The sequence below is a fragment of the Fibrobacter intestinalis genome, assembly GCF_900167415.1.
Classification (GTDB): Bacteria; Fibrobacterota; Fibrobacteria; order Fibrobacterales; family Fibrobacteraceae; genus Hallerella; species Hallerella intestinalis.
In genome coordinates this window covers 1-12,068 of record NZ_FUWU01000074.1, presented here as the reverse complement: position 1 = coordinate 12,068, position 12,068 = coordinate 1, and the positions used below count along the sequence as shown (strand labels likewise).

Genomic DNA, 12,068 nt, shown 5'->3' with positions numbered 1-12,068 from the left:
GGGGGGGAACCCCCATGGGTTCCGGATTTTTGACTGAAAATTTTTGACATAAATTAAAAACCGGAGAACGAAAATGATTGTTACAAACAAAACAAGACACGCGGTTGTTTACGGTAAGACGGTGCTTCTTCCCGGTTCCAACGTCGTGGACTATTTCGACGCTTCGAAATACCCGCTGCTTGCCGACATGAAGGAAGCGGGCACATTGGAAGTCGTGGAAAAGGCTACCGAAAAGGACATCGTTGCGGCCATCAACAGCGCAAACACGCAGAAGGTCGTGGACAAACTTGCCGACAAGGCGAAGTCCGGCAGCGTGAAGGCCGCGGCGGACGCCAGGAAGAAGATGCTTGACGATTTTGACGCCGAATTGGCAAAGGCCGGCAAGGCGAAGGAATAGCCATGGGACTGACCGAAACGGAAATGGAAGAGCTGAAGGGCTACCTTCCTGATGAATTTGCCGCAAGCCCGCGCCTTGGCGCATGGGTGAAGGCTGCCATGTTCCGTGTCGGTCGATGCTATTTCGGCAATGCGTACGTTTACGCCCTTTCGCTGGTCGTCTCCCACAAGGCCGCAATGGAAGCACGCGGAAGCGACGGCCAGGCTGGGCAGGTCACGTCCAAGCGGGAGGGCGACCTTTCCGTTTCCTACGGGAATGCCGGGAACGGCGGCGGGGATTTGGCAGCCACGTCCTACGGGCAGGAATTTTTGTCGCTGCTGGAACAGTATTCGAGAAGGCCGGGCATCACCGGCGGCGTGGGCTTCGGGAAGTTTTGCTGCGGTGCAATGAAGGTTATCTGATGGCGACACTTTTTGACAGAAAATTCGAGGCCATCACGGAGGAATCCCCCGGCTACGCCCTGGACGGTTCCTACGTTCCTGGCGAACTTTCGGTCAGAACCGTCCGGGGGACAATCCAGCCCATCACGGGCAACGAGACGATACCTGCCAAGGCCGCTTCGCGGAACACGGGGACTGTAAAAATTTACAGCACCGAAAGGCTTGCTTTCCGGAACAGGGACGGCGACTCCCGTGGCTATGTACGCAAGGCCGGCGCGCTCTACGAAATAGTGGACGAGCTGCCCAATACAAACGATTTAATCAATCACTGGAAGTACGTCGCATGCCTTGTATCCGACACGGAAATGCCGGAGGGCCTGAAATGAACGTCCGAGAAATCGTTTCGGCGGTTTGCCATCATTTCAACGGGCGCGAGGAATTTTCAGGCTGCCCGTTCATCCAGTCGCCATCGAACGCCCCCGCACCCAAGGGGAACTACATCGCCGTATCGGTGGAATCCGTGGAACAGCACGGCTCCGAAATGCGGCCAGCCCCCGGCGAAGGCGTGGCTTCGGGATTCGAGCAGGTGGCGACCGTCGCATTTACCGAGGTCGAAGGCGACGGAGACAACATTCGACGTGTCCGGAACGAGATGCAGCGCCGCGAATTCCTCGAATCGGCAGCATGGCCCGCGGGATTTACCGTGTGGGACTTTACGGACATCATTTCCGTGGACACGTTCGACGGTGAATTTTTTGTCCGTCAATGGAGATTTACTTTGCGCGCGAATTTCGAGGACCTGAAAAACGAGAACGTCCCGAAAATCGAGAGCGTCGAACCTCTTGAACTGAAGGCAATTTGAACAAAAGGAGAAAACAGGAATGGCACAGATTATCGACCAGATAGTGAACATTTCCATCAACGACGCCATCAGCGTCGTCACGACCACCGACGTGAACACCATGGCATTGGTGGGCAAGTCGGGTTCCGGCAAGGATTCCGCAGAGGCCGGGGAGTTCGCGTCATCCGACGACATCGGCGATGCGTATGGCACCGATTCGGAGCTTTATGCCATGGGCGTGAAGTTCTTCGCGCAGGATTCTCAGCCTTCCAAGGTTGTCTGCATCCCCGCCCCCGATTTTGCTGGCGCACTCGAAGCGGTCAAGGCCGCATCCTCGAAATTCGCATTCTATCACATTTGCGCCGATGCGGATTCCCCGACATTGGACAATCTCAAGGCGTTCCAGGACGAACTTGCCGATGCAAAAAAAGTGCTGCATCTGCAGATTCCCGCAACTGAAGGCCACGCCACCGAGAAGTCCGTCATGGAAGGGCTTTCCGAATACGGCGCGAACCGCATCGCCGTCTATCTGCATGATTCCGGGTTTTCCGCAGGCGACGAAACGAAGACCGCATCCGGCGAATACCTCAACGTGGCCATCGTGGCGAACCGGTGCGCCGCGGATTCCGCGCGCGGCACTTTCGCACACAAGAAATGCAAGAGCGTGACAGCCGACTCCTACGGCAACAGCGAATATGCGGAACTTGTCGGAGCCGGACTGAACATCTACCTGACCGTTTCCGGGGAATCCCGCCTCTTCATGGGAACCACCTGCGACGCTTCGCACTTCATCGACCAGGTGGTCAAGGACGACTGGATCCGCTTCAACGTCCAGAGCCGGATTTTCGCACTCCTCGGCGAGTCCAACGACGGGCACGGCGTGAACTACGACGATGCGGGAATCGCAAGCGTTGCGGCCAGCGTCTCGAACGTCCTTTCCACGGCGGCAGATATGGACCACCAGTACATCATGGACGGGTTCTCCGTGGACTTCAGGAACTACGACTACCTCAAGGAGAACTATGCGGACGACGTGCGCAAGCGCAACCTGCCCCTCGTTTCCGGGGAATACTCCCGCATGAACTCGATCCACACCGCGGATCGTGTAACCCTCACCGTAACGCTTTAAGGAGGATGAGCAATGAGCCATTTCGCGACATACGACCACACAAAAGTAAACATCTCGATTAACGGGATAGCCATTACCGACTTCAACGGGGACGTGACCATCGAGAAGCAGGGCGACGACTTCGAAGTGACGGAAGGGAGCAACGGCTCCGTGGAACGCTACCGCATGGTGCGCAAGCTCTACACCGTGACGCTGCCGATGATGCAGACCAGCCCGCAGATAAACGCCATCGAGGCTTTGCGGGTCGCCGACGAGAATACCGGCGCTGGCCCGTACCCGTTCGCCATCACCGACCTGAACGGCGCGTACGTGCTGATGGGCAAGGGATGGATCAAGAACATGGGCACGGCAACCAAGGGACGCGCGGGGACCGCACGGACGATTACGCTGGACGTGAAGGCGGAAATCGCCTTCGAGGGGGCATAAATGCTGGAACCGTTGAATTTCGAACTGGGCGGCGAGAGCTACCAGCTTTTGCCACATACAGGGTTTTCCGCCCTCGATCTTGACCGCAAGGTGACGGCCCTGATGGGGCGCATCGTAGGGAACGCGGGTGCGGATTCCGCCGATTCCCCTAACAGAATCTTTGTCGCCCTGGGTTCGGCCCTATCCGAGTATTCGCCTTCCGAATACCGCGACATTGTAGAATCGACACTCTCCAGGGTGACGGTGACGACGCCAGGAAAAAAGAACGTGTCGCTTTCCACGTCGGACGCGGTGGCGGAGCATTTCGCCGGCCGCTATGCCGACCTGTACAACCTCCTCTTCAAGGTCTGGGAACTCAACCGCTTCTCCCCTTTCGCACAACCCCGGACGGAACCAGGGACGGCTGGAACCTGAACTGGGGAAACGCGACCGTACAGGCGTTCACTGCCGAGGACGACGCCGATTCCGCAAGGATTGGCGAAATAGGTACTCTGACAGGCCCTGCCAGCGATTACGCGCCAATCTGGGCAGCTGTGGAGCGTGGGGCGACTCTCGAAGACATCGACAGGAACTGGACTTTTGACCGCCTGTGCGCCTATTCGGAATACCAGCGGATGAAGGCGGACTTCAAGTCGGCATGGGCGCAGTTCTACCGAGACCAGAACAGGAGACAAGGCGATGGCTGACAATTCTTTCACCATGAGGGTGAACCTCGACTTCACTGCGGCGACGAAACAGCTTCAGGATTTCGAGAGAAGGAACTCCCTCGGCATTTCCGCTTCGAAAGCGGCATCATCACATTTGGCGGCATCAGGCGGTCCAATTTCAGGACTCCATCTGGACGAACTTTCAAGGGCGTTCCGCAACCTCTCCCGGACGGTGCAGGCGACGGCTTCCAATTTCGAGCGGCTGTCGGCTCCGTTTGGAGGAACAAGGGCTAGACTTCAAGCGACCACTACTGCCGCTTATGCGGCGGGGATTCCAGAAAATTCACGGATGCAGAGCTTCCTGATGGCCCTTCCCGGGCTTACGCAGCTCGTGGGGGCCGTGACCGCCCCGTTGATGAATATGTTCTCCACCGGCTTCTCGACGATTCAGGGAAACGAGAAGCTTTCCACCGACCTAGGGACACTTCTTGGCGACGACCGTGCCGGATCCGCTTTTGCGGAAAGAATCCGCGAATACGCAGCGGCTACCCCTTACGCGCAGGCGGACCTTGCCGGGACGGCAAAAATGCTTGTCCAGTATGGCGCTGGAGTGGAGGAGACGGAAAAGTACATCCGACAGCTTGGCGACATCTCCATGGGCTCTTCACAGTCCATGCAGGGGCTTGGGCTAGTCCTCGGACAGGTTCGGAGCCAGGGAAGGCTCACCGGGCAGGATTTGATGCAGTTCATCAATGCGGGATTCAACCCGCTTTCGGTGATTTCCGAACAGACCGGGCGTTCCATGGCCGACTTGCGCGACGACATGAGCAGGGGGGCTATTTCCTTCGAAATGGTGGCCGCCGCCATGGATTCGGCAACAAGCGAGGGCGGAAAGTTCTACAAGGGAGCGGAACGGGGGGCGAAGACCCTTTCCGGCATGCTATCGACAATCAAGGACAACTTCGGCCAGGCGATGGCTTCGGCCATTGAGGCCAACATGGACGCCATCAAGCGGATGCTTCAGACGTGGGTGGAGTTCGACTGGGAAAGCGTCATCAATGTCCTGACGGAAATCGGCAAAAAGGCGACGTTCGTCGTTGGAATCGCAAATGCGGCATTCCAGTCGTTCACGAGCCATGCGGAAATCATGAAGCAGGCGATAATGTCCCTTGGCGCAGTGATCGCCTCCTTGGCTTTTTCAAAATTGACGGCGGCCTTCACGTCTCTTAAAGTTTCGATAGCCGCGGCGACAAGCGGCGTCCATGGGCTTGCCAGCAAGATAAACGCACTGGGTAATACGGCAGCCGGGGCGTCCCTGAAAACGGCTCTCGTTGCAAAGGGCGTGGAGGACTTCATCCGCATATTGGACGCCCTGTGGCAGTTTTTCAGGCAAAAAAGCATCGAAGCCGATCGGAAACAGGGGAATGTCGAAGCCGACGCCGACTATGCGGCGCTCACCGCAAGAAGGCGGGAATGGAAGGAGGCGAAGGAAAAGGCTGGCGACCAATACGGAAAGAACGCATACGCCACCCGCATGGTGGACGAGGCGTATGCGAGATACAGGGAGGCTGGCAAAAAAATCGAAAAGGGCGGGTACACCGGCGGCGTGAATGGCTACGGGCTCTCCGAATCCATCCGCAAGGAATTGGGGATGGAGCTTCCAGCCGTGAAGGAAGCTTCCCGGTCATCGAAGGGGAGCGTCACAAACTATGTCAATTGCGGGAATAGCAGTTCCATGGTTACAAATAACATAAATACTGATTTGAAGGATTTGTCATCCATCATCCGCGAGCAGATAGACACAATACTCACGTCACACCTTACGGTAAGGACAAACCTTGAAAGCATGAAGGTGGTCGCACTATGATAGGGTGGATAGAACAGATCGCATCGGAATTCCGGGAAAAGCCTAAGCCGCGCTCGATACCGGCATCCCTGTTTTCGGACGGACAGCCAATGGGATTCCCGGACGAATCGCTTCCCTTCGACCTGCTTGTGAGCGAGTCCCATTCGCTGCAGTTCGACATATCCGAGCACCGGGTGGAGACAGGTACGCCCATAAGCGACTGCATCAACGAGCGGCTTCGGCGGGTCACCGTTTCCGGGATTTTCACGAACCATCCGGTAGGGACCGAGGGTGCGTACGTCGATTCCAACGGGAACAGGATTGAAGGGCTCCCAGACAAGATAGAGATAGATGGTCGGACGCCCGTAATGAATACCGCGCTGGACCGCTGGAACAGGCTCAAGGAATTGGCACGGGAAAAGCGTACGGTCCGTCTCGTGACAGCCATGGAGACCTACGGGGAAATGGCCATAGAGTCGCTATCGAGCGATCGTTCCGGGCGCGACGGCGAAGCAGTGCGTTTCAGCGTTTCGCTTCGGGAAATCAGGACGGCAAGCGCAAAGGTCCTTCGGATAGAGGCGACATGGAATCCGCCGGAGCCGAAAACGCAGGACAAGCCCGAAAAACGGGCCATGAAGAAAAAGAAGAACAAGGGCAGGGTTCCTGCTACCGGCGTGTCCGCCGAGGAAATAGGACAGAAACTCGGAAAATCGACAAGGCCGGAGACGGCGGGAGGCTTGTGATGCTGCAGATCCCCATATCTACAGGTGGCGGGAACCATATCGCCGAGACCGTGAACGTCGGCGGGACGGGGCTAGCGATACGGCTTCTCTGGAACGAGCGGGACGGCCACTGGTTCGCCGATTTCGAGAGTTCTTTGGGAAAGAACTTCGGAATCAGGATGATCCCTGAATCGCCCCTTTTAAAATCGTCAAACAGGGTATTGCCGGAAGGCGACCTTGTTCTCCTGCGCAATGCGGCATCCGGAACGGAACAGCCGGGATATTCGAACCTCGGGACGGAATGGGGCCTTTACTATGTGGATGGCAAAGACGCTGAAATGCTGCATTCGTACGGGGTGATATGATTCAGGGGAGGACGGTAAGGCTCAAGGCCGGGCGTTTTTTCTGCGGCAACGACACGGACACGGAAGGCCGCGACCTGTCCGGACTGGATATTTCGTTCGACGTGACCCGTTCCGTGGAGTTCTACGACAACTGCGCTACCATAGAGCTCTACAACGCCAGCCCGGACACCATCGGATGGCTCATGGGGGATGGGAATTCCGTCATTCTCGAAGCCGGAAGCGGCGACGACGTTGGAAAAATATTCGTCGGCCAGATTGCGATGGTGAAGACCGAGCGTGACGGGGCGGGATACAGGACTACCCTCACGTGCGTGAGCGCAAGGGGAGCCTTCTACCAGCTTTCCAGGCTCCACGTGGCTGTGGCGTTCGAGAAGGGCACTTCCGTCCGTGAATGCCTGGACACGCTGTGCTCCTATGCGGGAATAGCGCTTCGGGCCGGGTTCTCCGACTTCCTGGGCGAGGGAATCCCGTGGAATTTCAACGAGAGCGGCTCGTTCCGGGCGGTGGCGAAGCATTTCGCCGAATACGTGCTGTCCCCCTATTTCAGGAAGAAAATCTACATCGACAACAACGAAATGATAGTGATGGATTTCGCCAATTCCGTCCAGTTGGAGGAGACGATTCTGGACTATTCCTCCGGCCTCCTGTCGGCTACCGAGAAGAGGGACGAGACCCTTAACAGGGTGAATTTCGGGGACGACCCGGAATACTGCCTCCTTTCCGAAAAGGAGGAGCAGAGCGCCGAGGAATACCACAAGGAATCGGGAACGAATGCTCCGAAAAATTCCAAAGTGGAACGGATAGACCGTCCGCGCGAAATCGAGTTCCGTGCTCTCCTTACGCCACGGATAGCCCCCAACGTGTTCTGCGAGGTGGACAGCAGGACGGGCGGCGCATACGATTCCGTACTGGCCGTCCATGGGCGCTTCGTTGTCACACGGGCCGAGTATTCCGGATCCAACTTCGGCGGGGAATTTTCGGTAAGCTGCGAAGCCTTCGAGGTGGAACAGTTGAAAAAAGACAAAGGGGGCGCAGGTGCTTGACGTAGTGAAAATAGCGTCCGGGGTCTTCGATTCCGAAATGGAGACTTTCGAGACCGCAATGCCTGGCAATGTGGCGAAGGTGAACGAGGGCGGCACGGTGGACGTGCGTCCTTCAATCAGGAACTGCCTTTCCAACATGCAGCTGGAGCCGACGCAGAAGGACGGACAACTGCGAACCATCAACAACGTTCCTGTCCTTTTTCCGGGGACGGCATCGGCCATCGTCAAATTCGAACTTCAGGAAGGCGACCCGGTACTTTTGGTGGCATCTTCCCGCGACCTTTCGGAATGGAAGGCTGGCGACTGGTTCCATGGTTTGCCATGCACGCCCAGGAGCTTTGCGGGAAACGACTTGAACAGCCTTTTGGCGATTCCCGTGCGAATGGAAAGTCACGGGGACAAAAAGCCGAAAATAACGGTTACCGTAAAAAAGGACGGCAAGGTGGAAATCGAGACGGCATCCGACATTGCGATCAAGGCCGGTACGCTGGATATTGAAGGCGACTTGAAAGTTTCAGGCAACATAGAGGCCATGGGCGACATGGAATCCGGCGGCTGCATTTCCGCAGGCGGCGAGGTCACGGTAAACGCAAAGAACAGGCCTTTGGCCATTTCTACTCATGTCCATGAAATATCTGGATCGACTGGCATGACAACCGGGCCGGAGTCTCCACCCCCCACGTAGTCCATCTAGCGGTTCAGCGGCATTTTTGCCCGTTCCTCACGCTCGGCGATTTCTTCTGGCGTCCCATCCTTGAACGCCTTCCCCTTTTCTTCGGGCTTCTTCGGCTTCCTGAAATACCCGCAAGCATAGAGCCATGCGAAAATCACCCCGAGCATCGGGATGGCGAACAGCCCGTAGTGGCTGAAGAAGCCGATGGCAATCACCACGACGAACAAGAGGATTACAAGGATGATGAGGCAGTTGAAGCCGCTTAAAACCGAATCGAACAGGAACTCTATTCCGCGATACCTTTTCATTTGAACCTCCGAACCTTTTCAAGATAAACAAAAACAGATGACAAAGTCTGTCATTCCGTTCCGTTTTTTGGTGTTTTTCGGAATCTTTCGGGGTTTTCGCCACGAGCATCAAAAGGAGTCTATTTTTTCCCGGATGAACGACCTGTACCTGGACGAATCGAAGGACATCCATGCGGATGGCGGGCGGATAGTCCGCACTACGACGCTGGCACAAAGCGTCGGACAGGCGGCCTTGTGCGCCATGCGCACGGAAGAGGGCGAGGCTTTCGCAGACCCGGAAGAGGGAGTCCCGTGGTTCGGGCAAATCCTGGGTCTTCCGGCGACCCACCTTGACATAGCGGTCAGCATCATCCGCGACAGGCTGGAAGGAATCCGCGGCGTCCGCAAGGTGGACTCCGTGGAAATCAGGATGCCTGCGGACGGAAAGCCTGGAATAATGCGCAATATCGGCGGTCGTGTAAGGCTCACGGCTGAAGACGGAAGCACTGCTACGGAGGAGTTCTGATGGCGATAAACGCGGCCACGCTGGACACGGCATCCGGCATTACTATAAAGAGCTTCCGGGAAATCCGGGAAGCATTGGAAAAGGATTTCAAGGGGACGTTCGGATATGACCTGAATACGAGTTCCAGCAGCCCGGACGGGATGCTAATAGACCTGTTCGCATACGCAGCCATGGAAGCTGCGCAGACGGTGCAGGCGGCACTCGCCAATCTGGACGTGGCGACCGCCGAAGGGGTATTTCTGGACAGAATCGCCGCCATCGCCGGCATTGCCCGCGATTCGGGGGAGTCCGACGCATCACTGCGTGATCGTATCGGAACAGCGGAATTTGGAGGCATGGCCACTTTCGACGGGATGCTCACCTACCTGCGCGATAAGCTGGGCGGCGGAATCTCGATGAAGTCCAACGAAGAACCGGAAGAGATGGGAGGCATTCCTGGCCATTCGGTGGCGGTTTACGTCCCGCAATCGGCGACAAGTTCCGACGACGAAATTGCCGCCGCGATATGGCACTGCAAACCTGCCGGGATAAGGACGCACGGAAGTTCGTCGGGAAATGTTACGGACAAGGCGGGATTTGAGCACGAGGTCAAATTCACGATTATTGAAAGCCTCCCCATGACGCTGGAGGTGACGGTCAAGGAATACGAGGAGGAGACGCTTCCCGACGATTACGATGCCAAAATCAAGTCGGCCCTTGTGGAATGGGCGAAAGACCAGTACACGCCGGGAAAGGACATCATCATCCAGCGGCTCGCTTCGCCGATTTACGACAACGTACCCGGCATCTTGGACTTGCAGTTCAAGGCTACTTTCGACGGAAAGAGCGCGACAAGCGGGAGAATAGAAGTGCCGGACAACCTATGCGCATCGCTTGATGAGGAAGGAATAACGGTAATTCTCGGAGAGGGCGGCTGATGAACCCGCTGAAACTCTTTGAAAGCGTCAAGGGGCTTGTCATCGAGCAGTACCGGGAATCCGGCAATCTGTTGTCGGTCCTGGAATCGGCCATAGAATCTCTGCAGCCTTCGGAGGATTCAGCAGAACGGACATCCGACGCCTTCGACATCAACGCCGCCGAAGGCGCGTGGCTGGACATCATTGGCAAGATAAAGAACATCGTCAGAAAGCATGGAGAAAGCGACGGCGAGTTCAGGGAACGGTTGCTGGAACTACTGAAGAGTGACACCGCAGGCACCCCGGACAACGTCATCGCCAACGCCGCGGATATTTCAGGCGATCCGAAGCCGCAATACATGGATGAGAGCCCGGCGACTTTCTTCGTCTATACGCCTGCGGGAAGGCAGATCCCGAGGAAAAAACTGCAGAAACTCGCCCCGGCGGGGGTGCTGGCTTTGCCGGGTGCCGCATTGCGGACGGTATCCGGCGGGGATTTCATAGTGACCGGCGAAGGAAAGAGGATTCTGGCCGTGGCACGCGATCTCGAATCTATGGGACTCGTTGCAGAAACAGGTGAACTCATTTTGACAGAGAATGGAGAACGAATAATGACGGAGGGAACGTAATGGCTGACAAGATCAGGGTATCGGAACTGGCAGAAAAAAAGATGGCTGACGCCAGCGAGAACGCGCAGCTTCTGCTGACAGAGCCAGACATCGGATCGTACAGGATGCCGTTCAAAGACATCAAGTCCAACATAGAAGAATTGCACATCGGACTATACGAAGAGAACCGTGGGAGGACGATGGAAGACGCGGCAATCAAGAACCGGCTGACGGCTCTCGAAGAGGGCGGCACCGGGCATGAATCGGGCAAGGCCAAGGTGGATGCGGAAGGCGTCGCAGACTATCTGGAAAACCTGCTCCTCACGGAAAGCGACACGAGCCCGATGACCATCCAGAAAATCGGCGGCAAGCTCTACTTCGGCGTGAACCTCGAAGGCGAGAGCGACCCGAAGCTCAAGACCATCGACGAATCGGCCATCAACGCCAACACCGGCAATTACGGATCGTGGTGGACATCGGAACCCCCGGCATGGGGCGACGACACGGGCATCAACGTTGTGGCCTACCGGATGAAGCGGGTCTCCGACGCGCAGGGAATCCTCACGAAATGCCGATTCGCCCTTTCCGGCAGTTTTTCCGGACGCCCGATTTTCCGGATAGGCATCTTCGACAAGGACATGAACCTCCTCGGCTCCACGGACACGCTGGTCGCGAACGAGGGCAAGACCGCCTTCGTGGGGCAGGAGCACGGCGACACCTACGCCATCGACGGGAGCACCTACGGCGAGTTCAACGTGGACCTGCACGAGGAATCGAGCGGGTCGCTACGCATAGGGCGTAACAGCCGTTACATAATCCAGCTTGTATCTTGCGGTGTCCAGTTCGCGGCGAAACTCCAGAGCGGGAGCGGGACGACGAGCAACTACGTATTCGACTACAATATGGAAAACAACATGCAGACGACATACGAAGGACTCAAATGGTGGACGGCTTCGGACGGCAAGGCTCAGGCGGAGAACGTCCCCTGGCTTTCCTTCGGCGCGTCGGACATCGGGGGATAACATGTACAAGAGAAACGAATATCTGGAATCCACGGACTGCGTTAAACAGAGCCTCGCACGCGAGAACGCCGGGCTGGACTGGAACTATGCCATAGCGAAGCGCATCGACCGCGACCTGCACGAGAAATTGTTGCCGTTCGACAGTTCGCTTCTGCTCGATTTCGCGCCGGTTTTGCCGCTCATTTCCAGCGGCTACTTCCATACGGCGCGCGGCATCATCGAAGGATTGACCGTGGAAAACGAAGAACTGAACGAAGTCA

Annotated in this window: 19 protein-coding genes; 18 read left to right on the top strand and 1 reads right to left on the bottom strand. The window is 56.8% G+C overall.

Annotated features, from left to right (window positions below; genetic code table 11):
* The first annotated feature begins 73 nt into the window (after positions 1-73).
* The 13 genes from B5D40_RS13825 to B5D40_RS13770 all read left to right on the top strand — a co-directional run bounded on the left by B5D40_RS13825 (position 74) and on the right by B5D40_RS13770 (position 8,481).
* The gene (locus B5D40_RS13825; protein ID WP_078777385.1) at positions 74-397 is read left to right on the top strand and encodes a hypothetical protein; all 324 of its coding nucleotides are present in this window, start codon (positions 74-76) and stop codon (positions 395-397) included.
* 2 nt (positions 398-399) lie between these two features.
* Entirely contained in the window at positions 400-798 is a 399-nt protein-coding gene (locus tag B5D40_RS13820; RefSeq protein WP_078777384.1) for a DUF4054 domain-containing protein, read from the top strand.
* Positions 798-1,163 (top strand): hypothetical protein, encoded by a 366-nt coding sequence (locus B5D40_RS13815; protein ID WP_073304456.1) that lies wholly within the window; start codon positions 798-800, stop codon positions 1,161-1,163. Before B5D40_RS13820 ends, B5D40_RS13815 begins: the two co-directional genes overlap by 1 nt.
* Positions 1,160-1,639 carry a phage neck terminator protein gene (locus B5D40_RS13810; protein WP_078777383.1) on the top strand — a complete coding sequence of 160 codons (480 nt, stop codon included), beginning with the start codon at positions 1,160-1,162 and terminating at the stop codon, positions 1,637-1,639. Before B5D40_RS13815 ends, B5D40_RS13810 begins: the two co-directional genes overlap by 4 nt.
* Positions 1,640-1,658: 19 nt before the next feature.
* On the top strand, positions 1,659-2,747 hold the full coding sequence (locus B5D40_RS13805; RefSeq protein WP_078777382.1) for a DUF3383 family protein: 1,089 nt from the start codon (positions 1,659-1,661) through the stop codon (positions 2,745-2,747).
* Positions 2,748-2,759: 12 nt separating this feature from the next.
* Entirely contained in the window at positions 2,760-3,173 is a 414-nt protein-coding gene (locus tag B5D40_RS13800) for a hypothetical protein (protein ID WP_073304450.1), read from the top strand.
* A complete protein-coding gene (locus B5D40_RS13795) occupies positions 3,174-3,587 on the top strand; it encodes a phage tail assembly chaperone (protein ID WP_078777381.1) in 414 nt (137 codons plus the stop codon).
* A 119-nt stretch (positions 3,588-3,706) separates the two neighbouring features.
* The gene (locus tag B5D40_RS15750; protein WP_158222075.1) at positions 3,707-3,859 is read left to right on the top strand and encodes a hypothetical protein; all 153 of its coding nucleotides are present in this window, start codon (positions 3,707-3,709) and stop codon (positions 3,857-3,859) included.
* A complete protein-coding gene (locus B5D40_RS13790; RefSeq protein ID WP_078777380.1) occupies positions 3,852-5,687 on the top strand; it encodes a tape measure protein in 1,836 nt (611 codons plus the stop codon). The genes B5D40_RS15750 and B5D40_RS13790 overlap by 8 nt, the downstream gene beginning before the upstream one ends.
* Complete coding sequence (locus B5D40_RS13785) at positions 5,684-6,409, top strand: phage baseplate protein (RefSeq protein WP_143394361.1); 726 nt, start codon at positions 5,684-5,686, stop codon at positions 6,407-6,409. Before B5D40_RS13790 ends, B5D40_RS13785 begins: the two co-directional genes overlap by 4 nt.
* Positions 6,409-6,753: a phage baseplate plug family protein gene (locus B5D40_RS13780; RefSeq protein WP_078777378.1), complete on the top strand. Its 345-nt coding sequence runs from the start codon at positions 6,409-6,411 to the stop codon at positions 6,751-6,753. Before B5D40_RS13785 ends, B5D40_RS13780 begins: the two co-directional genes overlap by 1 nt.
* A complete protein-coding gene (locus B5D40_RS13775; RefSeq protein ID WP_078777377.1) occupies positions 6,750-7,796 on the top strand; it encodes a hypothetical protein in 1,047 nt (348 codons plus the stop codon). The genes B5D40_RS13780 and B5D40_RS13775 overlap by 4 nt, the downstream gene beginning before the upstream one ends.
* Positions 7,789-8,481 carry a Gp138 family membrane-puncturing spike protein gene (locus B5D40_RS13770; protein WP_143394300.1) on the top strand — a complete coding sequence of 231 codons (693 nt, stop codon included), beginning with the start codon at positions 7,789-7,791 and terminating at the stop codon, positions 8,479-8,481. Before B5D40_RS13775 ends, B5D40_RS13770 begins: the two co-directional genes overlap by 8 nt.
* A 5-nt stretch (positions 8,482-8,486) precedes the next feature.
* Here the strand turns inward: B5D40_RS13770 and B5D40_RS13765 are convergent, their stop codons facing one another.
* Positions 8,487-8,777, bottom strand: a complete 291-nt coding sequence (locus B5D40_RS13765) for a hypothetical protein (protein ID WP_073304433.1) — start codon at positions 8,775-8,777, stop codon at positions 8,487-8,489.
* Between the two features lie 133 nt (positions 8,778-8,910).
* On the opposite strand from B5D40_RS13765, the gene B5D40_RS13760 reads away from it, so the two are divergent.
* The 5 genes from B5D40_RS13760 to B5D40_RS13740 all read left to right on the top strand — a co-directional run.
* Entirely contained in the window at positions 8,911-9,282 is a 372-nt protein-coding gene (locus B5D40_RS13760; protein ID WP_143394301.1) for a contractile injection system sheath initiator, read from the top strand.
* Positions 9,282-10,199 carry a hypothetical protein gene (locus B5D40_RS13755; RefSeq protein ID WP_078777374.1) on the top strand — a complete coding sequence of 306 codons (918 nt, stop codon included), beginning with the start codon at positions 9,282-9,284 and terminating at the stop codon, positions 10,197-10,199. The genes B5D40_RS13760 and B5D40_RS13755 overlap by 1 nt, the downstream gene beginning before the upstream one ends.
* Positions 10,199-10,807 (top strand): baseplate wedge 1 family protein, encoded by a 609-nt coding sequence (locus B5D40_RS13750; protein ID WP_078777373.1) that lies wholly within the window; start codon positions 10,199-10,201, stop codon positions 10,805-10,807. The genes B5D40_RS13755 and B5D40_RS13750 overlap by 1 nt, the downstream gene beginning before the upstream one ends.
* Before the next feature lie 104 nt (positions 10,808-10,911).
* Positions 10,912-11,808, top strand: a complete 897-nt coding sequence (locus tag B5D40_RS13745) for a hypothetical protein (protein WP_143394302.1) — start codon at positions 10,912-10,914, stop codon at positions 11,806-11,808.
* 1 nt (position 11,809) lies between these two features.
* The coding region (locus tag B5D40_RS13740) for a hypothetical protein (RefSeq protein WP_144319708.1) at positions 11,810-12,068 on the top strand (259 nt) is incomplete at its 3' end.

Excerpts from the sequence above, each read along its gene's own strand:
- B5D40_RS13825 (WP_078777385.1), top strand. The coding sequence starts at position 74 with ATGATTGTTACAAACAAAACAAGACACGCGGTTGTTTACGGTAAGACG.
- B5D40_RS13820 (WP_078777384.1), top strand. The coding sequence starts at position 400 with ATGGGACTGACCGAAACGGAAATGGAAGAGCTGAAGGGCTACCTTCCT.
- B5D40_RS13815 (WP_073304456.1), top strand. The coding sequence starts at position 798 with ATGGCGACACTTTTTGACAGAAAATTCGAGGCCATCACGGAGGAATCC.
- B5D40_RS13810 (WP_078777383.1), top strand. The coding sequence starts at position 1,160 with ATGAACGTCCGAGAAATCGTTTCGGCGGTTTGCCATCATTTCAACGGG.
- B5D40_RS13805 (WP_078777382.1), top strand. The coding sequence starts at position 1,659 with ATGGCACAGATTATCGACCAGATAGTGAACATTTCCATCAACGACGCC.
- B5D40_RS13800 (WP_073304450.1), top strand. The coding sequence starts at position 2,760 with ATGAGCCATTTCGCGACATACGACCACACAAAAGTAAACATCTCGATT.
- B5D40_RS13795 (WP_078777381.1), top strand. The coding sequence starts at position 3,174 with ATGCTGGAACCGTTGAATTTCGAACTGGGCGGCGAGAGCTACCAGCTT.
- B5D40_RS13790 (WP_078777380.1), top strand. The coding sequence starts at position 3,852 with ATGGCTGACAATTCTTTCACCATGAGGGTGAACCTCGACTTCACTGCG.
- B5D40_RS13785 (WP_143394361.1), top strand. The coding sequence starts at position 5,684 with ATGATAGGGTGGATAGAACAGATCGCATCGGAATTCCGGGAAAAGCCT.
- B5D40_RS13780 (WP_078777378.1), top strand. The coding sequence starts at position 6,409 with ATGCTGCAGATCCCCATATCTACAGGTGGCGGGAACCATATCGCCGAG.
- B5D40_RS13775 (WP_078777377.1), top strand. The coding sequence starts at position 6,750 with ATGATTCAGGGGAGGACGGTAAGGCTCAAGGCCGGGCGTTTTTTCTGC.
- B5D40_RS13765 (WP_073304433.1), bottom strand. The coding sequence starts at position 8,777 with ATGAAAAGGTATCGCGGAATAGAGTTCCTGTTCGATTCGGTTTTAAGC.
- B5D40_RS13760 (WP_143394301.1), top strand. The coding sequence starts at position 8,911 with ATGAACGACCTGTACCTGGACGAATCGAAGGACATCCATGCGGATGGC.
- B5D40_RS13755 (WP_078777374.1), top strand. The coding sequence starts at position 9,282 with ATGGCGATAAACGCGGCCACGCTGGACACGGCATCCGGCATTACTATA.
- B5D40_RS13750 (WP_078777373.1), top strand. The coding sequence starts at position 10,199 with ATGAACCCGCTGAAACTCTTTGAAAGCGTCAAGGGGCTTGTCATCGAG.
- B5D40_RS13745 (WP_143394302.1), top strand. The coding sequence starts at position 10,912 with ATGCCGTTCAAAGACATCAAGTCCAACATAGAAGAATTGCACATCGGA.